The sequence below is a fragment of the Streptomyces lavendofoliae genome (assembly GCF_014649735.1).
Lineage (GTDB): Bacteria > Actinomycetota > Actinomycetes > Streptomycetales > Streptomycetaceae > Streptomyces > Streptomyces lavendofoliae.
Map to the genome: position 1 here is coordinate 73057 of NZ_BMTP01000005.1, position 22003 is coordinate 95059.

Here is a 22003-nt window from a genome sequence, read left to right on the forward strand (position 1 = left end):
CGTTGGCCCGGCAGGGGCCGGTCGTCCGATTGCCCGAGGGGTTTGGCCTTACCCGCGGTTGACGTGCCTCAGCGACGTTTCACGCGGGCGGGGCGGCCGGGTATGGTAGCCGCTGTTAGTGTCCCGGCAGTCTGCCCCCGTGGCGTAAGGCTGCCGTGTTTGTATCTACTCACTTACCAAACCGTCACCCTCACGCGCGTAACGCGGGGGTCGCAGGAGGCACCGTGCTCACCGCGTTCGCCCGGGCGTTCAAGACGCCCGACCTGCGCAAGAAGCTGCTCTTCACGCTGGGCATCATCGTGATCTACCGGCTCGGGGCGCACATCCCCGTCCCCGGTGTCGACTACCAGTCCGTCCAGCAGTGCGTGGACGAGGCCAGCAAGGGCGGCAACAGCCTGCTCGGCCTGGTGAACCTGTTCAGCGGCGGGGCGCTTCTGCAGATCACCATCTTCGCGCTCGGCATCATGCCGTACATCACGGCGAGCATCATCCTGCAGCTGCTGACCGTCGTCATCCCGCGCCTCGAGGCCCTCAAGAAGGAGGGACAGGCGGGCACGGCCAAGATCACGCAGTACACGCGGTACCTGACGATGGCCCTCGCGATCCTCCAGGGCACCGGCCTGGTGGCCACCGCCCGCACCGGCGCGCTGTTCAGCGGATGCACGGTGGCCGGTCAGGTCGTCCCGGACCGCTCGATCTTCGTGACCATCCTCATGGTCATCACCATGACCGCGGGCACCGCCGTCGTGATGTGGCTCGGTGAGCTCGTCACCGACCGCGGCATCGGCAACGGCATGTCGATCCTGATGTTCATCTCGATCGCCGCCGGCTTCCCGGGCGCCCTGTGGGCCATCAAGGTCAGCGGCAAGCTCGCCCAGGGCTGGATCGAGTTCGGCACCGTCATCCTGATCGGCTTCGTGATGGTGGCCCTCGTGGTCTTCGTCGAGCAGGCCCAGCGCCGCATCCCGGTGCAGTACGCGAAGCGCATGATCGGCCGCAGGTCGTATGGCGGTACGTCCACTTACATCCCGCTCAAGGTGAACCAGGCAGGTGTGATTCCTGTCATCTTCGCCTCGTCGCTGCTCTACATCCCGGCCTTGATCGCCCAGTTCTCGACCTCCACCTCCGGGTGGAAGACCTGGATCGAAGCCCACTTCGTCAAGGGTGACCACCCGTACTACATCACCGTCTACTTCCTGTTGATCGTGTTCTTCGCCTTCTTCTACGTGGCGATCTCGTTCAACCCCGAGGAAGTCGCGGACAACATGAAGAAGTATGGTGGCTTCATCCCGGGTATCCGGGCTGGTCGACCTACTGCCGAGTACCTGAGCTACGTGCTCAACCGGATCACCTGGCCGGGCTCGCTGTACCTGGGTCTGATCGCTCTTGTGCCGACGATGGCGTTGGCAGGCTTCGGTGGCGCCAATGCCAACTTCCCGTTCGGCGGGACGAGCATCCTCATCATCGTGGGTGTGGGGCTGGAGACCGTGAAGCAGATCGAGAGCCAGCTCCAGCAGCGCAATTACGAAGGGTTCCTCCGCTGATGCGAATCGTCCTCGTCGGACCGCCCGGTGCGGGCAAGGGAACGCAGGCCGCGTTCCTTGCCAAGAACCTGTCGATCCCGCACATCTCCACGGGCGACCTGTTCCGCGCCAACATCAGTCAGGGCACGGAGCTGGGCAAGCAGGCCAAGGCGTACATGGACGCCGGCAACCTCGTACCCGACGAGGTCACCATCGGCATGGCCAAGGACCGCATGGAGCAGCCGGACGCCGTGAACGGCTTCCTGCTGGACGGCTTCCCGCGGAACGTGGCCCAGGCCGAGGCGCTGGACGCCATGCTCGTCGGCGAGGGCATGAAGCTGGACGCCGTCCTCGACCTGGAGGTCGAGGAGGACGAGGTCGTCAAGCGGATCGCGGGCCGCCGCATCTGCCGCAACGACAGCTCCCACGTCTTCCACGAGACGTACGCGCCGCCGAAGTCCGAGGGCGTCTGCGACGTCTGCGGCGGCGAGCTGTACCAGCGTGACGACGACTCCGAGGGGACCGTCCGCAAGCGGCTGGAGGTCTACCACACGCAGACCGAGCCGATCATCGACTACTACCGGGCCCAGGGCCTGGTGGTCACCATCTCCGCGCTCGGCAAGGTCGACGAGGTCACCGGGCGGGCGATGGAGGCGCTGCGGGGCGAGAAGGCCGCGTAGCAGCTCCGACACGTGTCGTACACCGGCCGCGGTGCCCTTCGGGGCGCCGCGGCCGGTGTCGTACGGCCGTATCGTGGTGAGGTCACCCCGTTCTCCGTTTGGAAAGGCGTCAGCCGTCATGGTGCAGATCAAGACTCCCGAGCAGATCGCGAAGATGCGCGAGGCGGGGCTTGTCGTCGCCGCCATCCACGCGGCGACCCGTGAGGCTGCGGTGCCCGGCGCGACGACGAAGGACCTGGACGAGGTCGCGCGGAAGGTGATCGCCGACCACGGGGCGAAGTCGAACTTCCTCGGCTACGGCGGGTTCCCCGCGACGATCTGCACGTCGGTGAACGAGGTCGTCGTGCACGGCATCCCGAGCGACGACGTCGTCCTCAAGGACGGCGACATCATCTCCGTCGACTGCGGCGCGATCGTCGACGGCTGGCACGGCGACGCCGCGTACACGGCCTTCGTGGGGTCGGGTCACGCCCCGGAGCTGATCGAGCTGTCCCGGGTGACCGAGGAGTCGATGTGGGCCGGCATCGCCGCGATGAGGAACGGCAACCGGCTGGTGGACATCTCCAAGGCGATCGAGTCCTACATCCGCCGCCAGCCGCGTCCGGCGGCGGGGGAGCACAGCCTGGGCAAGTTCGGGATCATCGAGGACTACGGCGGCCACGGCATCGGTACCGAGATGCACATGGACCCCCACCTGCTGAACTACGTCTCCCGCAAGCGCGGCAAGGGCCCCAAGCTGGTGCCCGGCCTCTGCCTGGCGATCGAGCCCATGGTGTCGCTCGGCACGCCCCGCACGGAGGTCCTGGAGGACGACTGGACCGTCATCACGACGGACGGCACCTGGTCCTCCCACTGGGAGCACTCCGTGGCCCTCACGGAGGAGGGGCCGCTCGTCCTGACGGCCCCGGACGGCGGCCGGGCCAAGCTCGCGGAGCTGGGCGTCACGGCGGCCCCGGACCCGCTGGCCTGAGCCTGCCCCGGACCCGCTGGCCTGAGCCTGCCCCGGGGCCGTCGGCCAGAGCCGTCCCGGGCCCGCCGGCCCGACCCCCCGCCCCCTGGCCCCGCACCGGGCGGCCGGCCCCGGCGGGCCGGCGACCCGGCGACGGGACCGGGGACTCCGGGGTGGGGTAACGATCTCCCGCGGTGGGCAAGCTCTGGGGATTCGTCTTTTCCACAGGGCTGACGTAGACTGATGCGTCGGCTCTCGTGTACCCGTGTGTCCTCACACGGCGACGAGAGTCGATCAAGGTAGCCGATTCGAAGGGCGAAGCGTGGCCAAGAAGCAAGGTGCCATCGAAATTGAGGGCACCGTGATCGAGTCCCTGCCGAACGCCATGTTCAAGGTGGAGCTCCAGAACGGTCACAAAGTCCTCGCGCACATCTCCGGCAAGATGCGGATGCACTACATCCGTATCCTTCCGGACGACCGGGTCGTCGTGGAGCTGTCTCCGTACGACCTGACGCGTGGGCGGATCGTCTACCGATACAAGTAGATCTTGTCGCGCCCCGTTCGCGGGGTGGTGGCACTGACCCGGAGAACCTCACATCCCATGAAGGTCAAGCCGAGCGTCAAGAAGATCTGCGACAAGTGCAAGGTGATCCGCCGTCACGGCCGGGTCATGGTCATCTGCGACAACCTGCGCCACAAGCAGCGCCAGGGCTGACGCACGCCGACCTGCATTTCCGCAGTTCTTCGCGCGACGCGAGCAAATTCGTACATACGCAGCGCCCGCCAAACCCGGACAGGGTCGGCGACACCTCCGGCGGGGGCCGGGGACCTGGTCCGTACCTCGTACGGCGGCCACGGAGCGGCGCTGCGGAAGACCCCCGAACACACAGGAGCCATTGAATGGCACGCGTTTCCGGTGTCGACATCCCGCGCGACAAGCGTGTGGAGGTCGCACTCACCTACGTCTTCGGTATCGGCCGCACCCTGGCGAAGGAGACCCTCGCCTCCACCGGTGTGAACCCGAACACCCGCGTTCGTGACCTGTCCGAAGAGGACCTGGTCAAGATCCGCGAGTACGTGGACGCCAACCTCAAGACCGAGGGTGACCTCCGCCGCGAGATCCAGGCCGACATCCGCCGCAAGGTCGAGATCGGCTGCTACCAGGGTCTGCGCCACCGTCGCGGTCTGCCGGTCCACGGCCAGCGCACCAGCACGAACGCCCGTACCCGCAAGGGCCCGCGTCGCGCCATCGCCGGCAAGAAGAAGCCGGGCAAGAAGTAGTCCGCAGCGGACGACTGTCCACGGTCTTCGCTGTAGGACCGACCACCTCCCGTAGGAGTAAGACATGCCCCCCAAGGGTCGTCAGGGCGCTGCCAAGAAGGTGCGCCGCAAGGAAAAGAAGAACGTCGCTCACGGGCACGCCCACATCAAGAGCACGTTCAACAACACCATCGTCTCGATCACGGACCCCTCGGGCAACGTGATCTCCTGGGCCTCCGCCGGCCACGTCGGCTTCAAGGGCTCGCGCAAGTCCACCCCCTTCGCCGCGCAGATGGCCGCCGAGTCGGCCGCCCGCCGCGCGCAGGAGCACGGCATGCGCAAGGTCGACGTCTTCGTCAAGGGTCCCGGCTCCGGCCGTGAGACCGCGATCCGCTCCCTCCAGGCCACCGGCCTCGAGGTCGGCTCGATCCAGGACGTCACCCCCACCCCGCACAACGGCTGCCGCCCGCCGAAGCGCCGCCGCGTCTGACGCACGGCTGCTTTTCGCAGGGATTCGCGGGCGGTACGGCTCTTCGGGGGCGTGCCGCCCGTACCCTTGCACTATCCGAGGACGTCAAATAGCGGGCGTCCACGACTGAAGGAAACACACCATGCTTATCGCTCAGCGTCCCTCGCTGACCGAAGAGGTCGTCGACGAGTACCGCTCGCGGTTCGTCATCGAGCCGCTGGAGCCGGGCTTCGGCTACACGCTCGGCAACTCGCTCCGCCGTACGCTCCTCTCCTCGATCCCGGGTGCGGCGGTCACGTCCATCCGCATCGACGGTGTCCTGCACGAGTTCACCACCGTGCCGGGCGTCAAGGAGGACGTCACCGACCTCATCCTGAACATCAAGCAGCTGGTCGTGTCCAGCGAGCACGACGAGCCGGTCGTGATGTACCTGCGCAAGCAGGGCCCGGGCCTCGTGACCGCGGCCGACATCGCCCCGCCGGCCGGTGTCGAGGTGCACAACCCCGACCTGGTGCTCGCCACGCTGAACGGCAAGGGCAAGCTGGAGATGGAGCTGACCGTCGAGCGCGGTCGCGGCTACGTCTCCGCCGTCCAGAACAAGCAGGTGGGCCAGGAGATCGGCCGTATCCCGGTCGACTCGATCTACTCGCCGGTCCTCAAGGTCACGTACAAGGTCGAGGCGACGCGTGTCGAGCAGCGCACCGACTTCGACAAGCTGATCGTGGACGTCGAGACCAAGCAGGCCATGCGTCCCCGTGACGCCATGGCGTCGGCCGGCAAGACCCTGGTCGAGCTGTTCGGCCTGGCCCGCGAGCTCAACATCGACGCCGAGGGCATCGACATGGGCCCGTCCCCCACGGACGCCGCCCTCGCCGCCGACCTGGCGCTGCCGATCGAGGAGCTCGAGCTCACCGTTCGTTCGTACAACTGCCTCAAGCGCGAGGGCATCCACTCCGTGGGTGAGCTCGTGGCGCGTTCCGAGGCCGACCTGCTCGACATCCGCAACTTCGGTGCGAAGTCGATCGACGAGGTCAAGGCGAAGCTGGCCGGCATGGGCCTGGCCCTCAAGGACAGCCCGCCCGGATTCGACCCGACCGCCGCCGCCGACGCCTTCGGCGCCGACGACGACGCGGACGCGGGCTTCGTCGAGACCGAGCAGTACTGATCACTGCCCGCAGGCGACCGCCTGCGGGGCCCTGACCCCGGTACCTGACACGGCCGGGGCAGATCACAAGGAGAAACACCATGCCGAAGCCCGCCAAGGGTGCCCGTCTGGGCGGCAGCGCCGCGCACGAGAAGCTGCTCCTCGCGAACCTCGCGAAGGCGCTCTTCGAGCACGGCCGCATCACCACGACCGAGGCCAAGGCCCGCCGCCTGCGTCCGGTCGCCGAGCGCCTGATCACCAAGGCGAAGAAGGGCGACATCCACAACCGTCGCCTGGTGCTGCAGACGATCACGGACAAGGGCATCGTCCACACGCTCTTCACCGAGATCGCTCCGCGCTACGCCGAGCGCCCGGGTGGCTACACCCGCATCACCAAGATCGGCAACCGTCGTGGCGACAACGCCCCGATGGCCGTGATCGAGCTGGTCGAGGGCGAGATCGCCAAGAAGGCGACCGTCGCCGAGGCCGAGGCCGCGACCAAGCGCGCGGTGAAGGAGTCCGACGAGGCCGCCAAGGCCGAGGACACCAAGGCCGACGAGGCCACCGAGGCTCCGGCCGAGGAGTCGAAGGACGCCTGAGCGTTCTGACGGCTGACGGACGGGCCCGTCCCCCTCGCGGGGGGCGGGCCCGTTCCGCTTGAGAGGCCACTTGAGAGGATGGGTCGCGTGAGCGATGACGTGAAGCCCGGTTCCGTACGGGTGCGGCTGGACCTTTCGTACGACGGCAAGGACTTCCACGGCTGGGCCAAGCAGGCCGGCGGGCAGCGGACCGTGCAGGGGGAGATCGAGGACGCGCTGCGCACCGTGACCCGGTCGTCCGAGACGTACGAGCTGACCGTCGCGGGCCGGACGGACGCCGGCGTGCACGCGCGCGGGCAGGTCGCCCACGTCGACCTGCCGGAGGCGGTGTGGGCCGAACACCGGGACAAGCTGCTGCGGCGGCTGGCCGGGCGGCTGGGGCACGACGTGCGGGTGTGGCGGGTCGAGGAGGCGCCGGCCGGCTTCAACGCGCGGTTCTCGGCGATCTGGCGGCGGTACGCGTACCGGGTGACCGACGAACCCGGCGGCGTCGACCCGCTGCTGCGCGGGCACATCCTGTGGCACGACTGGCCGCTGGACGTCGACGCGATGAACGTCGCCGCCGAGCCGCTGCTGGGCGAGCACGACTTCGCCGCGTACTGCAAGAAGCGCGAAGGGGCGACGACCATCCGCACGCTCCAGGAGCTGCGGTGGGAGCGGCTGCCCTCCGGCGTCCTGGAGGCCACGGTGAAGGCGGACGCCTTCTGCCACAACATGGTCCGCTCGCTGGTCGGCGCGCTGCTGTTCGTGGGCGACGGGCACCGGCCGGTGGACTGGCCGGGGAAGGTGCTGGCCGCCGGTGTGCGGGACTCGGCCGTCCACGTGGTGCGCCCGCACGGGCTCACGCTGGAGGAGGTCGGTTACCCGGCCGACGAGCTGCTGGCATCCAGGAACCTGGAGGCCCGCAACAAGCGCTCACTGGTCCGCGGCGGGAGCGGTGGCTGCTGCTGAGGCCTGCGCGCGGCCCCGGGCGTAGATCTGGTTGAACGTGAAAGCCCCGAGGTCGTCGCTGACCTGGAAGACCGCCCGGTCGCTCTTGGTGACCTTCTTGCCGCTGGTAAAGCCCGCCTGGGTGAAGTAGGCGTACCGGCCGAGCGTGTTGGCGCGGCGCAGGCACACCGTCTGCGCCCGGCAGAAGCCGTCGACGCCGGACCCGGCGAGCGGGGTGACGCCACCGACCGTCTGCTCCTTGGCCCGGAGCGCGGCCTCCTTGGTGTCGAACAGCGCGACGCCGACCGTGACGGCGACGCCGTCCTTCTCGTACGTGGCGCGGATGACGCGTCGGCAGCCGTTGCGCTCCAGGACCGCGCCGAGGCCGTCCTCCGCCGCCGCCGCGCAGTTCGTGGTGGAGGCGGTGGCGCCCTTCTTGTGGACGCGGTCGCCCATGGTGAGCTTCCTGCCGGGGAACAGGGACTCGGCGCCGAGCGGCGCGGTGTCCTTCCGGGCGCTGGAGATGAAGTCCATCGGGTCCGGCGGCGGCGGGGGAGCCACCGAGGAGAAGGACGGCTGCGGCTTGGCGGTGTCGGTGGGCAGCTCGGGAGCCGCGCTGGTGGTGTCCGCGAGGTTGGCCCCGTCGTCGTCCTTCTTGTCGGCGGAGACGATGGCCGCCGCGATCACGGTGCCCACGAGCGCGGTGGCGAGCGCCGCACCGCCGATGAGCAGCAGGCGCTTACGCCGGGTGCGGGCCGCGGATGCCTCCGCGAGGGCGCTCCAGTCCGGCGTCGCGGGCGGCTGGTCCCGCTGGTACGGGTCCTGGTTCCGCTGGTACGGATCCCGCTCGTACGGGTCTTGCGGCTGCTGCGGCCACTGGGGTCCCCCAAAGCTCATGCCGCGCATCCTAAACCGGTTGGGGCAGGGGGCGGCCCCCGGAGACAATGCGCCCATGGGACATGTAGAGGTCGGGCATCTGGAGTACTACCTGCCGGACGGGCGGGTGCTGCTCGGCGACGTGTCGTTCCGCGTGGGCGAGGGCGCGGTCGTGGCGCTCGTCGGCGCGAACGGGGCGGGCAAGACGACGCTGCTGCGGCTGATCGCGGGGGACCTCCAGCCGCACGGCGGGTCCGTGACCGTCTCCGGCGGGCTGGGCGTGATGCCGCAGTTCGTGGGATCGGTGCGCGACGAGCGCAGCGTGCGGGACCTGCTGGTGTCGGTCGCCCCGGCGCGGATCCGGGACGCGGCGGCCGCGGTGGACGCGGCCGAGCACCTGATCCTCACGGTCGACGACGAGGGCGCGCAGATGGCGTACGCGCAGGCGCTGAGCGACTGGGCGGAGGCGCGGGGGTACGAGGCCGAGACCGTCTGGGACATGTGCACCATGGCGGCGCTGGGAGTGCCGTACGAGAAGGCCCGGTTCCGCGAGGTGCGCACGCTCAGCGGCGGTGAGCAGAAGCGGCTGGTGCTGGAGGCGCTGCTGCGGGGCCCTGAGGAGGTCCTGCTGCTCGACGAGCCGGACAACTACCTGGACGTGCCCGGCAAGCGGTGGCTGGAGGAGCGGCTGGCCGAGACCCGCAAGACGGTTCTGTTCGTCTCGCACGACCGGGAGCTGCTGGCGCGGGCCGCCGAGAAGATCGTGGCGGTGGAGCCGGGCCCCGCGGGGTCGGACGTGTGGGTGCACGGCGGCGGCTTCGCGACGTTCCACGAGGCGCGGCGGGAGCGGTTCGCCCGCTTCGAGGAGCTCCAGCGGCGCTGGGAGGAGAAGCACGCGCAGCTCCGGCAGCTGGTCAACACCCTCAAGAACAAGGCCGCGTACAACGACGGGCTGGCCTCGCGCTACCAGGCCGCCCAGACCCGGCTGCGGAAGTTCGAGGAGGCCGGTCCGCCGCCGGAGCCGCCGCGGGAGCAGGACATCCGGATGCGGCTGAAGGGCGGGCGCACCGGGGTGCGGGCCGTCACCTGCGAGGGGCTGGAGCTGGTCGGGCTGATGAAGCCCTTCGACCTTGAGGTCTTCTACGGTGAGCGGGTCGCGGTCCTCGGGTCGAACGGTTCGGGGAAGTCGCACTTCCTGCGGCTGCTGGCGGGGGACGCGTCGGTGGCTTTCGCCGGTGCCTGGAAGCTGGGCGCGCGGGTGGTGCCGGGTCACTTCGCGCAGACCCACGCCCACCCCGAGCTGCTGGGCCGGACGCTGGTCGACATCCTGTGGACGGAGCACGCCAAGGACCGGGGCGGGGCGATGTCCGCGCTGCGGCGGTACGAGCTGGAGCGGCAGGGCGACCAGGTCTTCGACCGGCTGTCGGGCGGGCAGCAGGCGCGGTTCCAGATCCTGCTGCTGGAGCTCGCGGGGACGACCGCGCTGCTGCTGGACGAGCCGACGGACAACCTGGACCTGGAGTCGGCCGAGGCGCTCCAGGTGGGGCTGGAGGCGTACGAGGGGACGGTGCTGGCGGTCACGCACGACCGCTGGTTCGCGCGGTCCTTCGACCGGTACCTGGTCTTCGGCGCGGACGGCGTCGTACGCGAGACGCCGGAGCCGGTGTGGGACGAGCGGCGGGTCGAGCGGGCGCGGTAGCCGGGTGCGGCCGAGGCGCTCGCCCGGGCGCTCGGCGCGCCGTGGGTGGGTAAGGCGGCGGAGGCGGGCGCGCGGGTGTCCGGGGGCGTCCGCCGGGTGCGGCCTGACCGGTTCCGGCCCGGCGCCCCGGCCGGTTCCGGCCCGTCGGCCGGGCGGCGCCCCGGCCGGTTCCGGCCTGTGCGCGCGCCGTGCGGAGGGGGCGGTTTTGACCCGTCGGGGGCGGCGCGGGTACTGTTGCCGTTTGTTATGCGTATCGGCTTCGTCGTTCCTACGCGAAGAGCCCTTACGCAAGTTCCCTGGAGCAGTTACCAGTGGCTCGCATACGGGCGGTGTTCCCGGCAGTGCAGGCCCCAGCTGCATGATCGCTTCAGGTGTGTCTGGACTCCATCCACTGAAGAAGCGAAGGCTACGAAGTGCGTACGTACAGCCCCAAGCCCGGCGATGTCACTCGCCAGTGGCACATCATCGACGCGCAGGACGTTGTCCTGGGCCGTCTGGCGACCACGGCTGCGAACCTCCTCCGAGGCAAGCACAAGCCCGTGTACGCCCCCCACATGGACATGGGCGACTTCGTCATCATCATCAACGCTGACAAGGTCCACCTGTCCGGCAACAAGAAGACCCAGAAGCTGGCCTACCGTCACTCCGGCTTCCCGGGCGGTCTGCGCTCGATCCGTTACGACGAGCTGCTGGACAAGAACCCGGAGAAGGCCGTCGAGAAGGCCATCAAGGGCATGATCCCCAAGAACTCCCTCGGCCGTCAGATGCTCTCGAAGCTGAAGGTCTACGCGGGCGAGAACCACCCGCACGCTGCCCAGCAGCCGGTCCCGTTCGAGATCACCCAGGTCGCGCAGTAAGTCCGGCCACCCCCTAAGACGAAAAGAATCTGAGGAGCATCGTGGCCGAGACCACTGTTGAGAACCCCATCGAGGGCGAGGAGACCTACGCCGAGGTCACCACCTTCGAGTCCGAGGTCCCCGTCGAGGGCGAGTACACCTCGGAGTCCCTCGCGTCCCGCTTCGGCGAGCCGCAGCCGGCCGCCGGCCTGGGCCGCCGCAAGAACGCCATCGCCCGCGTCCGGATCGTCCCGGGCACCGGCAAGTGGAAGATCAACGGTCGCACCCTCGAGGACTACTTCCCGAACAAGGTGCACCAGCAGGAAGTCAACGAGCCCTTCAAGGTGCTCGAGCTCGACAACCGCTACGACGTCATCGCCCGCATCTCGGGTGGCGGCGTCTCCGGTCAGGCCGGCGCCCTGCGCCTCGGCGTGGCCCGCGCCCTGAACGAGGCGGACGTGGACAACAACCGCGGCCCGCTGAAGAAGGCCGGCTTCCTGAGCCGCGACGACCGTGCCGTCGAGCGCAAGAAGGCCGGTCTCAAGAAGGCCCGTAAGGCCCCGCAGTACAGCAAGCGCTAATCACGCCTGCTCGGTCTGCTCAACGTACGCCCCGGCGGCACCTCCGTGCTGCCGGGGCGTACGTCTATACGCTTCACCTTGCTTTTTCGGAGTAACTCGGAGGACAGCTGTGGGACGACTCTTCGGCACGGACGGCGTGCGCGGCGTCGCCAACGCGGACCTGACGGCTGAGCTCGCGCTCGGCCTGTCGGTCGCGGCGGCGCACGTGCTCGCCGAGGCGGGGACCTTTGAAGGACACCGGCCGACCGCAGTGGTCGGGCGTGACCCCCGTGCGTCGGGAGAGTTCCTGGAGGCCGCCGTCGTGGCGGGCCTCGCGAGCGCCGGTGTGGACGTCATGCGGGTCGGCGTGCTGCCGACGCCGGCCGTCGCGTACCTGACCGGCGCGCTCGGCGCCGACCTGGGCGTGATGCTCTCCGCCAGCCACAACGCCATGCCGGACAACGGGATCAAGTTCTTCGCGCGCGGCGGCCACAAGCTGGCCGACGAGCTGGAGGACCGGATCGAGGCGGTGTACGACCAGCACCGCACCGGTGAGCCGTGGGACCGGCCGACCGGCGCCGGCGTCGGCCGGATCGCCGACTACCACGAGGGCTTCGACCAGTACGTCGCCCACCTGCTGAGCGTCCTGCCGAACCGGCTCGAGGGGCTCAAGATCGTGCTGGACGAGGCGCACGGCGCCGCGTCCGGGGTGTCGCCCGCCGCGTTCCAGCAGGCCGGTGCCGAGGTCATCACCATCGGCGCCACCCCCGACGGGCTCAACATCAACGACGGCTGCGGCTCCACGCACCTGGAGATGCTGAAGGCCGCCGTCGTCGAGCACGGCGCCGACCTCGGCATCGCCCACGACGGGGACGCCGACCGCTGCCTGGCCGTGGACCACACGGGCGCCGAGGTCGACGGCGACCAGATCCTCGCCGTGCTCGCCCTCGCCATGCGCGAGGCGGGCACCCTGCGCGGCGACACCGTCGTGGCGACCGTCATGTCGAACCTGGGCTTCAAGCTCGCCATGGAGCGCGAGGGCCTCCAGCTCGTCCAGACGGCGGTCGGCGACCGCTACGTGCTGGAGTCGATGAAGGAGCACGACTACGCCCTCGGCGGCGAGCAGTCCGGGCACGTCATCGTCCTGGACCACGCCACCACCGGCGACGGCACCCTCACCGGTCTGCTGCTCGCCGCCCGCGTCGCGGCGACCGGACGGCCGCTGGCCGAGCTGGCCGGGGTCATGGAGCGCCTGCCGCAGGTCCTGATCAACGTCAAGGACGTCGACAAGTCGCGCGTGAAGACCTCCGCCGAGCTGGGCAACGCCGTCGCGGACGCCGAGCGCCGGCTCGGCAGCACCGGCCGCGTCCTGCTGCGCCCGTCGGGCACCGAGCCGCTGGTGCGCGTCATGGTCGAGGCCGCCGACATCGAGCAGGCCCGCTCGGTCGCCGGTGAGCTCGCCGACGTGGTGAAGTCCGCCCTCGGCTGACGTCGTCGTACGGGAGAGGGGCGCCCCGCCATGGCCGGCGGGGCGCCCCTCTCCCGTACGCGCTCTCCGTGTGCGCGGCTTTCCGTACGCGCGCGTCCTCAGGCCCGCTGCGTACGGCCGCGCTGCCGCGCCCAGAAGAACTTCTGCGCCAGCAGCGTCAGCGTGCCGGCGACGATGATTGCCAGCAGATTCAGCAGCAGCTGCTCGACCGAGCCCTTCGTCTGGTCCAGGTCGCCGTAGCCCAGCGCCACGGCGGCGTTGGCCGCCGCCGGGACGGTGGTGACCGAGATGGCCACGCCGACCAGCGCCCCCGACTTCGCCGACGTGAGCGACAGCGTGCCGGCGGCGCCCGCGAGGAGGCCGACGACGAACGAGAACCAGTCCGGCGCGTAGATGAACCCGGTGTTCGGCCGCTCGCCGTGCAGCAGGCTCTCGCTGAACAGGCCGGCCGCGTCCATGGCGAGCCCGAACAGCACCGTCAGCGCCATGGCCGCCGCGAACCCCACCAGCAGGGCGACCAGCGACCGCACCGCGAGCCGTGGCCGCCGCTGCACCAGGGCCGTGCAGATGCCCGCGAGCGGGCCGAACTCCGGGCCCACCGCCATGGCGCCCACGATCAGGATGGCGTTGTCGAGCACCACGCCGCACGCCGCGATCATGGTGGCGAGGGTCAGGAACGCCACGTAGGTGACGCTGAGGGTGGACTCCTCGTGCGTGGCGTCCTGGAGCTGCTCCCACAGCACGGCGTCGGCGCCCTCGCCGGGCGCGTCCTCCTCGGCCTTCTCGGCGCGCTCGGAGAGCGACAGCCCGATGTCCTCGACGGCGATCGAGCCGGACCGGTCCAGGCCCAGGGCGCACAGGCCGGAGATCAGGCCGTCGCCCGCCTCGCGCGCGACGTCGCACAGGACGAGGTCGCCCGCCGGGTCGCGGGCGGCGCCGGGCACGACGACCAGGTGGGTCGTGCCGACCGTCTTCTCGATCGTGCCGACCACCTCCTCGGTGCGGTCGGCCGGAACGATCAGGCGCAGGTGCAGCACGGGCGCGGCCCCTTCGGGGTGTCCGGAGTCGTCAGAGCTTACGGAGGGAGAGCCGCTGGACCTTGTGGTCCGGGCCCTTGCGCACGACGAGCGTGGCACGGCCTCGGGTGGGGGCCACGTTCTCGAGCAGATTCACCTTGTTGATGGTCCGCCACATGGTACGGGCGTAGTCGAGCGCCTCGTCCTCGCTGACCCGTGTGTACTTCTGGAAGTACGAGGAGGGGTTCTGGAACGCGGTGGCCCGCAGCTTGCGGAAACGATTCAGGTACCAGGCCTCGATGTCCTCGGGGCGCGCGTCGACGTACACGGAGAAGTCGAAGTAGTCCGCGAGCCCGACGCGGGTGCGGCCGTCCTTGCCGGGCAGCGCGGGCTGGAGGACGTTCAGGCCCTCGACGATCAGGATGTCCGGCCGCCGGACGGTGAGGCGCCGGCCGGGGACGATGTCGTAGATCAGGTGGGAGTAGACCGGGGCGGTGACTTCGTCCTTGCCCGCCTTGATGTCGGCGACGAACCGGGTCAGGGCGCGCCGGTCGTACGACTCGGGGAAACCCTTCCGGGACATCAGGCCCCGCGCCTGGAGCTCCTTCATGGGGAGCAGGAACCCGTCGGTGGTCACCAGCTCCACGCGCGGGTGCTCCGGCCAGCGGGCCAGCAGCGCCTGGAGGAGCCGGGCGACGGTGGACTTGCCGACGGCGACGGAACCGGCGACCCCTATGACGAACGGGGTGCCGCGCTGGGCGCTCTTCTCGCCGAGGAACGTGTTCAGCGCGCCGCGCAGGTTGGCGGTGGCGCCGACGTACAGGTTCAGCAGGCGGGAGAGCGGCAGGTAGATGTCGCGGACCTCGTCGAGGTCGATGACGTCGCCGAGGCCGCGCAGCCGCTCGACCTCCTCGGCGGTGAGGGGCAGCGGCGTCTTGTCCCGCAGCGCGCTCCACTCGTCGCGGGTGAGGTCGACGTACGGAGTGTCCGCACGGCGGTGGGCGGCGCTTCGTGGCGGCGAAGTGATCACACGGCCATTGTCGTGCTTGCGGCGGTGTTGTGGGCCGTGTGCTCGGTCACCCTGCCGCCGGGCGGAATGTCAGTGGCGTGCGTCACAGTTGTGGGATAGGTGGGCGTCGGCGCGCTCCGGCGTTCGCGTGGTACGACCCGAGCCGAGGGGACCGTTCCCATGACATACGCGATCCAGGCGGAAGGCCTGGCCAAACGGTTCAAGGAGACACAGGCGCTGGCCGGTGTGGACCTCGCCGCCCGCACCGGGACGGTGCTCGGGCTGCTGGGGCCGAACGGGGCGGGGAAGACCACGGCCGTCCGGATCTTCGCCACCCTGCTGGCGCCGGACGCGGGCCGGGCCCTGGTCGCGGGGCACGACGTGGTCCGGGAGGCCGGGGTCGTGCGGTCGCTGGTGGGCCTCACCGGTCAGTACGCGGCGGTCGACGAGAACCTGACGGGCACCGAGAACCTGCTGCTGATCGGACGCCTGCTGGGGATACCGCGGCGGGCGGCCAGGGCCCGGGCGGCGGAGCTGCTGGACCGGTTCCATCTCGGTGACGCCGCGGGCCGCGCGGTGAAGACGTACTCGGGCGGTATGCGGCGCCGGCTGGACCTGGCGGCGAGCCTGGTCGGGCGACCGCGGATCCTGTTCCTCGACGAGCCGACCACCGGCCTGGACCCGCGCAGCCGCGGCGAGCTGTGGGACATGCTGCGGGGCCTCGTGGCTGAGGGGGTGACCGCCCTGCTGACCACGCAGTACTTGAACGAGGCGGACATGCTCGCCGACGACATCGTGGTGATCGACAAGGGCCGGGTCATCGCCGAGGGCACCCCCGACGAGCTGAAGTCGCAGGTCGGCGGGCAGGTCCTCCAGGTGCGGCCGGTGCGGGCGGACGACCTGGCGGGCGCCCACGCGCTGGTCGCCGAGGCCGCCGGGCACCAGACGCAGATCGAGGGCGACGTGATCACCGCTCCGGTGAACGGCCCGGAGCTGATGCCCGCCGTCGTGCGGCGGCTGGACGGGGCCGGCATCGCGGTGGGCGAGCTGACCCTGCGCCGCTCGTCGCTGGACGAGGTCTTCCTGGCGCTCACCGGGCACCGCGCGGAACCGGGCGACGGGGACGGGAGCGGTGACGGGGGCGGCGGGGGCGCGGAGCCCGACGACAGCGACATCGAGAGGGCGGTGAGTTCGGCATGACCACCACGACGGCCGGCGCGCCCCTGACCGCGGGCGGCCGGGTGCGGTCCGGCGCGGGTCTTCGGCAGACCGCCACGATGGCCTGGCGGAGCCTGGTGGCCGTCAAGCACAACCCGCTGGAGCTCGTCGACTACAGCATCACGCCGATCATGTTCGTGCTCCTGTTCACGTACGTGATGGGCGGGCAGATGGCCGGTTCGCCGGACGCGTACCTGAAGTACGCGCTGCCGGGGATCATCGTCCAGAACACCCTGTTCATGACGATCTACACGGCGATGGCCCTCAACACCGACCTGACGAAGGGGGTCTTCGACCGGCTCAGGAGCCTGCCGATAGCCCGGTCGGCGCCGCTGTTCGGGCGGATCGCCGCCGACCTGGTCAAGCACCTGTGGGCGATCGTCCTGATGATCGCGCTCGGGCTGGTGCTGGGGTTCCGGATCACGGGCGGGTTCGGTGGGTTCCTGCTCGGCGTGCTGCTGATCATCCTGTTCGCCGCGGCCGTGTCGTGGTGCGCGGTGCTCATCGGGATGCTGGCGGGCGACGCGGAGAAGGTGCAGGCGTTCGGCTTCACGCTGATCTTCCCGATCACCTTCACCAGCAGCGCGTTCGTCGTGGTCGACACCATGCCCGGCTGGCTCCAGGCGTGGGTGAACGTCAACCCGGTGACGCACCTGTCGGACGCCTTCCGCGGTCTGCTCCTGGGCGGCGAGGTCGGCCGGCCGGTCATGTGGTCGCTGATCTGGGCGGCGGGCATAGCCGTCGTGTTCCACCCGCTGGCCCTGCGGGCGTACCGGGCGAAGGCCTGACCCGGGCGGCCCTGCCGCCAGGAGCGGCTGATCCGCGCTGATCGACAGGACACCGCCTAGGCTGCTCGGCATGTGCGGAATCGTGGGTTACGTCGGCGGGCAGTCGGCGCTTGATGTGGTGATCGCGGGCCTCAAGCGGCTCGAGTACCGGGGCTACGACTCGGCCGGTGTCGCGGTGCTCTCCGACGGGTCGATGGCCGCGGCGAAGAAGGCGGGCAAGCTCGTCAACCTGGAGAAGGAACTGGACACCCGGCCGCTGCCGACCGGCAGCGCGGGCATCGGGCACACCCGGTGGGCGACGCACGGCGGGCCGACCGACGCCAACGCCCACCCGCACCTCGACAACGCGGGGCGGGTCGCCGTCGTCCACAACGGCATCATCGAGAACTTCGCGCCGCTGCGCTCCGAACTGACCGGGCGGGGGCACACCCTGGAGTCCGAGACGGACACCGAGGTGGTCTCCCACCTGCTGGCCGAGGAGTTCTCCTCGTGCGGCGACCTCGCCGAGGCGATGCGGCTGGTGTGCCGCAGGCTGGAGGGCGCCTTCACCCTGGTCGCCGTGCACGCCGACCAGCCGGACGTGGTCGTGGGCGCCCGGCGCAACTCGCCGCTGGTCGTCGGGGTCGGCGAGGGGGAGGCGTTCCTCGCCTCCGACGTGGCCGCGTTCATCGCCCACACCCGCTCGGCGATCGAGCTGGGGCAGGACCAGGTGGTGGAGCTGCGCCGGGACGGCGTGACGGTGACCGACTTCGACGGGTCGCCCGCCGAGGTGCGCTCGTACCACGTCGACTGGGACGCCTCGGCGGCCGAGAAGGGCGGGTACGACTACTTCATGCTCAAGGAGATCGCCGAGCAGCCGAAGGCGGTCGCCGACACCCTGCTGGGCCGGATCGACGCCGGCGGCTCGCTGCGGCTGGACGAGCTGCGGATCCCCGACGCCGTGCTGCGTGAGGCGAACAAGGTGGTGATCGTGGCGTGCGGCACGGCGTTCCACGCCGGGCTGATCGCCAAGTACGCCATCGAGCACTGGACCCGCGTCCCGTGCGAGGTGGAGCTGGCCAGCGAGTTCCGCTACCGGGACCCGATCCTGGACCAGCGGACGCTGGTGATCGCGATCTCCCAGTCCGGCGAGACCATGGACACCCTGATGGCGCTGCGGCACGCCCGCGCGCAGGGTGCGCGGGTACTGGCGATCTGCAACACCAACGGCTCGACCATCCCGCGCGAGTCGGACGGCGTGCTCTACACGCACGCGGGCCCGGAGGTGGCGGTCGCCTCCACCAAGGCGTTCCTGACCCAGCTCGTGGCCGTGTACCTGCTGGCCCTGTACCTGGGGCAGCAGCGCGGGACCAAGTGGGGCGACGAGATCCGGGCGGTCGTCAGGGACCTGGCGCGGATCGCGGACGACGTCGAGCGGGTCCTGGAGACCATGGAGCCGGTGCGGGAGCTGGCGCGCTCCCTGGCGGACAAGAACACCGTGCTGTTCCTGGGCCGGCACGTGGGCTACCCGGTGGCCCTGGAAGGCGCGCTGAAGCTCAAGGAGCTGGCGTACATGCACGCGGAGGGCTTCGCCGCCGGTGAGCTGAAGCACGGGCCGATCGCGCTGATCGAGAAGGACCTGCCGGTCGTCGTCGTGGTCCCCTCGCCGCGCGGACGGTCGGTCCTGCACGACAAGATCGTGTCGAACATCCAGGAGATCCGGGCCCGCGGCGCCCGCACGATCGTCATCGCGGAGGAGGGCGACGAGGCGGTGGTGCCCTACGCGGACCACCTCATCCGCATCCCCGCGACGCCCACCCTGCTCCAGCCGATGGTGTCCACCGTGCCGTTGCAGGTCTTCGCCTGCGAGCTGGCGACGGCCCGGGGCAACGAGGTGGACCAGCCGCGCAACCTGGCGAAGTCGGTCACCGTCGAATGATCGTCGGGGTGGGGATCGACGTGGCGGAGATCGACCGGTTCGCGGCGGCGTTGGAGCGCACGCCGCACATGGCGGAACGGCTCTTCGTGGAACGAGAGTTGCTGCTGCCGAGCGGGGAGCGGCGCGGTGTCGCCTCGCTCGCCGCGCGGTTCGCGGCGAAGGAGGCGCTCGCCAAGGCCCTCGGCGCCCCGGCCGGACTCCAGTGGACGGACGCGGAGGTGTACGTCGAGGACACCGGCCGGCCGCGGCTGCGGGTGCGGGGCACGGTCGCGGCGCGCGCCGCGGAGCTGGGCGTACGGCAGTGGCACGTGTCGCTCAGCCATGACGCGGGGGTGGCGTCGGCCGTGGTGATCGCGGAGGGTTGACCCATGCGTACCGCTTACCGCGTGGAGACCGTACGGGCCGCCGAGGCCGAGGTGATGGCGAGGCTGCCGGAGGGCGCGCTGATGCGCCGGGCGGCGGCGGGGCTGGCCGCCGCGTGCGCCGGGCTGCTCGGCCGCGTCTACGGCGCCCGGGTGGTGCTGCTGGTCGGCAGCGGTGACAACGGGGGCGACGCGCTGTACGCCGGCGCCCTGCTGGCCCGCCGGGGCGCGGGCGTGTCCGCCGTCCTGCTGGGCCCGCGCGCCCACGGGGGCGGCCTGGCGGCGCTGACCGGCGCCGGCGGCCGGGTGGCCGACGACCCGGACGACGTGCTGCGCCGCGCCGACCTCGTGGTGGACGGCATCACCGGGATCGGCGGGCGCGGCGGGCTGCGGCCGCAGGCGGCACTGGCGGTGCGGGCGGCACGCGCCTCGGGCGCCGTGCTGGTGGCCGTCGACCTGCCGAGCGGTGTGGACGCCGACACCGGTGAGGTGGCCGGCGAGGCGGTGCGCGCGGACGCGACGGTGACCTTCGGGGCGTACAAGCCGGGGCTGCTGATCGACCCGGCCCGCGAGTACGCCGGGGCGCTGCGGCTCGTCGACATCGGGCTCGCCCTGCCGCCGGTGCCCGACGCCGAGGCGCTCCAGCACGACGACGTGGCCCGGCTCCTGCCCGCCCCGTCGGGCGAGAGCGACAAGTACCGGCGGGGCGTCGTCGGCATCGTCGCCGGTTCGGCGCGCTACCCCGGCGCGGCCGTCCTCGCCGTGTCGGGCGCGCTGCGGGGCGGCGCCGGTGCGGTGCGGTACGTGGGGCCGGCCGGCGAGGCGGTGCTGGCCCGCCACCCCGAGACCCTGGTCCACGCCGGGCCGCCCGCGAAGGCGGGGCGCGTCCAGGCGTGGGTCGTCGGGCCGGGCCTGGGCGACACGCCGGGCGTGGCCGACGTGCTGGAGTCGGACGTGCCCGTCCTGGTGGACGCCGACGGGCTGCGGAACCTGGACCCGGCGGCGGTGCGCTCCCGCCCGGCGCCCACGGTGCTGACCCCGCACGCGGGCGAGGCGGCGGCGCTCCTGGGCACCGCCCGCGAGGACGTGGAGTCCCGGCGCCTGGAGGCGGTGCGGGAGCTGGCCGGCCGGTACGGCGCGACGGTGCTGCTCAAGGGCTCGACGACGCTGGTGGCCCGCGCCGGCGGGCCGGTGCGCGTCAACCCGACGGGTACGCCCTGGCTCGCCACCGCCGGCAGCGGCGACGTCCTGTCCGGCCTGGCCGGCTCGCTGCTCGCGGCGGGCCTCGCACCGCACGACGCCGCGTCGGCCGGCGCCTACCTGCACGGCCTGGCGGCCCGCCGCGCCTCGCGGGGCGCCCCGGTCGCGGCGTACGACGTGGCGGAGGCGCTGCCGGGGGCGTGGCGGGACGTACGGGGCTGAGAGGCCCTGGCGGGCCTCCGGCCACGGCCGGGTACCGGGGCGTGGGCGGGGACACGGGGGAGGCGCGGCGCGCACCTGAGAGACTGGGCGCGATGAGTGAGACAGCACAGACCCTTCGCGCCCGCGCCGAGATCGACCTCGGCGCGCTGCGCGCCAACGTGCGTGCCCTGCGCGGGCGCGTGGGGACGGACGTTCAGGTCATGGGCGTCGTGAAGGCCGACGCGTACGGGCACGGTGCCGTGCCGTGCGCGAGGGCGGCGCTGGAGGCCGGGGCCACCTGGCTGGGCACCGCCACACCGCACGAGGCCCTCGCGCTGCGGGCCGCCGGGATCGACGCGCCCGTCCTGTGCTGGCTGTGGACGCCCGGCGGCCCCTGGGACGAGGGCATCCGGGCCGGCCTGGACATGACCGTCAGCGGCCTGTGGGCCCTGCGGGAGGTCACCGAGGCGGCGCGCCGGACCGCGCAGCCGGCGCGCGTGCAGCTCAAGGCGGACACCGGTCTGGGGCGCAACGGCTGCCAGCCCGCCGACTGGTCCCGGCTCGTCGGCGAGGCCCTCGCCGCGCAGGGCGAGGGCCTGCTGAGGGTCACCGGCCTGTGGTCGCACTTCGCGTGCGCCGACGAGCCCGGACACCCCTCGATCGGCGCCCAGCTGGAGACGTTCCAGGAGATGCTCGAGGCCGCCGAGAAGGCGGGCGTCGATCCCGAGGTGCGGCACATGGCCAACTCCCCGGCCACGCTCACCCTTCCGCAGACGCACTTCGATCTCGTACGGCCGGGCATCGCCATGTACGGCGTCTCGCCGAGCCCCGAGGTCGGCACCCCCGCCGACTTCGGGCTGCGCCCCGTGATGCGCCTGCTGGGGAGCGTCGCCCTCGTCAAGGACGTGCCGTCGGGGCACGGCGTCAGCTACGGCCACCACTACGTCACCGACCGGCCCACCACCCTCGGCCTGGTGCCCCTCGGGTACGCCGACGGCATCCCGCGCCACGCGTCCGGCCGAGGCCCGGTGCTCGTCGGCGGCAAGGTGCGGACGGTGGCCGGCCGGGTCGCCATGGACCAGTTCGTCGTCGACCTCGGGGGGGACGCCGTCGAACCGGGTGCACAAGCGGTGCTGTTCGGGGCAGGCGATCACGGTGAGCCGACCGCCGAGGACTGGGCGCGCGCCGCGGACACGATCGCGTACGAGATCGTGACGCGCATCGGTTCACGCGTACCACGCGTCTATCTGAACGAGTAGCGGCGGCCCGGAGGAGCG

General features: G+C 71.3%; 23 protein-coding genes. 20 read left to right on the forward strand and 3 right to left on the reverse strand.

The features are described 5' to 3' along the window. Positions 1 to 224: 224 nt before the first annotated feature. From secY to truA, 10 genes are all read left to right on the forward strand, one after another. Positions 225 to 1544 carry a preprotein translocase subunit SecY gene (gene secY / locus IE109_RS11215; protein WP_189550651.1) on the forward strand — a complete coding sequence of 440 codons (1320 nt, stop codon included), beginning with the start codon at positions 225 to 227 and terminating at the stop codon, positions 1542 to 1544. After that, complete coding sequence (locus IE109_RS11220; protein WP_189550652.1) at positions 1544 to 2203, forward strand: adenylate kinase; 660 nt, start codon at positions 1544 to 1546, stop codon at positions 2201 to 2203. The genes secY and IE109_RS11220 overlap by 1 nt, the downstream gene beginning before the upstream one ends. A gap of 118 nt (positions 2204 to 2321) precedes the next feature. Continuing rightward, positions 2322 to 3173, forward strand: coding sequence for a type I methionyl aminopeptidase (map, locus tag IE109_RS11225; protein ID WP_189550653.1), 852 nt, complete (start codon positions 2322 to 2324; stop codon positions 3171 to 3173). A gap of 301 nt (positions 3174 to 3474) precedes the next feature. After that, positions 3475 to 3696 carry a translation initiation factor IF-1 gene (gene infA, locus IE109_RS11230; protein ID WP_003956442.1) on the forward strand — a complete coding sequence of 74 codons (222 nt, stop codon included), beginning with the start codon at positions 3475 to 3477 and terminating at the stop codon, positions 3694 to 3696. Positions 3697 to 3753: 57 nt separating this feature from the next. Continuing rightward, positions 3754 to 3867, forward strand: a complete 114-nt coding sequence (gene rpmJ / locus IE109_RS11235) for a 50S ribosomal protein L36 (protein WP_003956441.1) — start codon at positions 3754 to 3756, stop codon at positions 3865 to 3867. Positions 3868 to 4052: 185 nt separating this feature from the next. Then, the gene (gene rpsM / locus IE109_RS11240; RefSeq protein WP_064069941.1) at positions 4053 to 4433 is read left to right on the forward strand and encodes a 30S ribosomal protein S13; all 381 of its coding nucleotides are present in this window, start codon (positions 4053 to 4055) and stop codon (positions 4431 to 4433) included. 64 nt (positions 4434 to 4497) lie between these two features. Next, entirely contained in the window at positions 4498 to 4902 is a 405-nt protein-coding gene (rpsK, locus tag IE109_RS11245; RefSeq protein WP_003956432.1) for a 30S ribosomal protein S11, read from the forward strand. Between the two features lie 121 nt (positions 4903 to 5023). Beyond that, positions 5024 to 6046, forward strand: coding sequence for a DNA-directed RNA polymerase subunit alpha (locus IE109_RS11250; RefSeq protein WP_003956430.1), 1023 nt, complete (start codon positions 5024 to 5026; stop codon positions 6044 to 6046). An 80-nt stretch (positions 6047 to 6126) separates the two neighbouring features. Beyond that, positions 6127 to 6624, forward strand: coding sequence for a 50S ribosomal protein L17 (gene rplQ / locus IE109_RS11255; protein ID WP_189550654.1), 498 nt, complete (start codon positions 6127 to 6129; stop codon positions 6622 to 6624). Positions 6625 to 6711: 87 nt separating this feature from the next. Then, positions 6712 to 7575 (forward strand): tRNA pseudouridine(38-40) synthase TruA, encoded by an 864-nt coding sequence (gene truA, locus IE109_RS11260; RefSeq protein WP_189550655.1) that lies wholly within the window; start codon positions 6712 to 6714, stop codon positions 7573 to 7575. Here the strand turns inward: truA and IE109_RS11265 are convergent. Next, positions 7540 to 8451, reverse strand: a complete 912-nt coding sequence (locus IE109_RS11265; RefSeq protein ID WP_189550656.1) for a hypothetical protein — start codon at positions 8449 to 8451, stop codon at positions 7540 to 7542. The two genes, truA and IE109_RS11265, sit on opposite strands and share 36 nt — an antisense overlap. A gap of 55 nt (positions 8452 to 8506) precedes the next feature. Here IE109_RS11265 and IE109_RS11270 point away from each other — a divergent pair, with 55 nt between their 5' ends. The 4 genes from IE109_RS11270 to glmM all read left to right on the forward strand — a co-directional run bounded on the left by IE109_RS11270 (position 8507) and on the right by glmM (position 13014). Further along, complete coding sequence (locus IE109_RS11270; RefSeq protein WP_189550657.1) at positions 8507 to 10129, forward strand: ABC-F family ATP-binding cassette domain-containing protein; 1623 nt, start codon at positions 8507 to 8509, stop codon at positions 10127 to 10129. A gap of 413 nt (positions 10130 to 10542) precedes the next feature. Then, the gene (gene rplM, locus IE109_RS11275; protein WP_189550658.1) at positions 10543 to 10986 is read left to right on the forward strand and encodes a 50S ribosomal protein L13; all 444 of its coding nucleotides are present in this window, start codon (positions 10543 to 10545) and stop codon (positions 10984 to 10986) included. A gap of 41 nt (positions 10987 to 11027) precedes the next feature. Next, positions 11028 to 11546 (forward strand): 30S ribosomal protein S9, encoded by a 519-nt coding sequence (gene rpsI, locus IE109_RS11280; protein ID WP_031076704.1) that lies wholly within the window; start codon positions 11028 to 11030, stop codon positions 11544 to 11546. Positions 11547 to 11655: 109 nt separating this feature from the next. Further along, complete coding sequence (gene glmM, locus IE109_RS11285; protein WP_189550659.1) at positions 11656 to 13014, forward strand: phosphoglucosamine mutase; 1359 nt, start codon at positions 11656 to 11658, stop codon at positions 13012 to 13014. Positions 13015 to 13112: 98 nt separating this feature from the next. On the opposite strand, the gene IE109_RS11290 is transcribed toward glmM, so the two are convergent. Both IE109_RS11290 and coaA read right to left on the reverse strand, forming a co-directional pair. Then, a complete protein-coding gene (locus tag IE109_RS11290) occupies positions 13113 to 14051 on the reverse strand; it encodes a DUF389 domain-containing protein (RefSeq protein WP_189550660.1) in 939 nt (312 codons plus the stop codon). Positions 14052 to 14082: 31 nt separating this feature from the next. Further along, positions 14083 to 15060 carry a type I pantothenate kinase gene (gene coaA / locus IE109_RS11295; RefSeq protein ID WP_189550661.1) on the reverse strand — a complete coding sequence of 326 codons (978 nt, stop codon included), beginning with the start codon at positions 15058 to 15060 and terminating at the stop codon, positions 14083 to 14085. Between the two features lie 159 nt (positions 15061 to 15219). Here coaA and IE109_RS11300 point away from each other — a divergent pair, with 159 nt between their 5' ends. The 6 genes from IE109_RS11300 (at position 15220) to alr (ending at position 21985) form a co-directional block, all read left to right on the forward strand. After that, positions 15220 to 16239: an ATP-binding cassette domain-containing protein gene (locus tag IE109_RS11300; protein ID WP_189550662.1), complete on the forward strand. Its 1020-nt coding sequence runs from the start codon at positions 15220 to 15222 to the stop codon at positions 16237 to 16239. Next, entirely contained in the window at positions 16236 to 17045 is an 810-nt protein-coding gene (locus IE109_RS11305; RefSeq protein ID WP_189550663.1) for an ABC transporter permease, read from the forward strand. The genes IE109_RS11300 and IE109_RS11305 overlap by 4 nt, the downstream gene beginning before the upstream one ends. Positions 17046 to 17115: 70 nt before the next feature. Further along, positions 17116 to 18963, forward strand: a complete 1848-nt coding sequence (gene glmS, locus IE109_RS11310) for a glutamine--fructose-6-phosphate transaminase (isomerizing) (protein WP_189550664.1) — start codon at positions 17116 to 17118, stop codon at positions 18961 to 18963. Then, positions 18960 to 19328 carry a holo-ACP synthase gene (locus IE109_RS11315; protein ID WP_189550665.1) on the forward strand — a complete coding sequence of 123 codons (369 nt, stop codon included), beginning with the start codon at positions 18960 to 18962 and terminating at the stop codon, positions 19326 to 19328. The genes glmS and IE109_RS11315 overlap by 4 nt, the downstream gene beginning before the upstream one ends. 3 nt (positions 19329 to 19331) lie before the next feature. Continuing rightward, positions 19332 to 20747 (forward strand): NAD(P)H-hydrate dehydratase, encoded by a 1416-nt coding sequence (locus IE109_RS11320; RefSeq protein ID WP_189550666.1) that lies wholly within the window; start codon positions 19332 to 19334, stop codon positions 20745 to 20747. Between the two features lie 92 nt (positions 20748 to 20839). Beyond that, the gene (alr, locus tag IE109_RS11325) at positions 20840 to 21985 is read left to right on the forward strand and encodes an alanine racemase (RefSeq protein WP_189550667.1); all 1146 of its coding nucleotides are present in this window, start codon (positions 20840 to 20842) and stop codon (positions 21983 to 21985) included. The last annotated feature ends 18 nt before the right edge of the window (positions 21986 to 22003 follow it).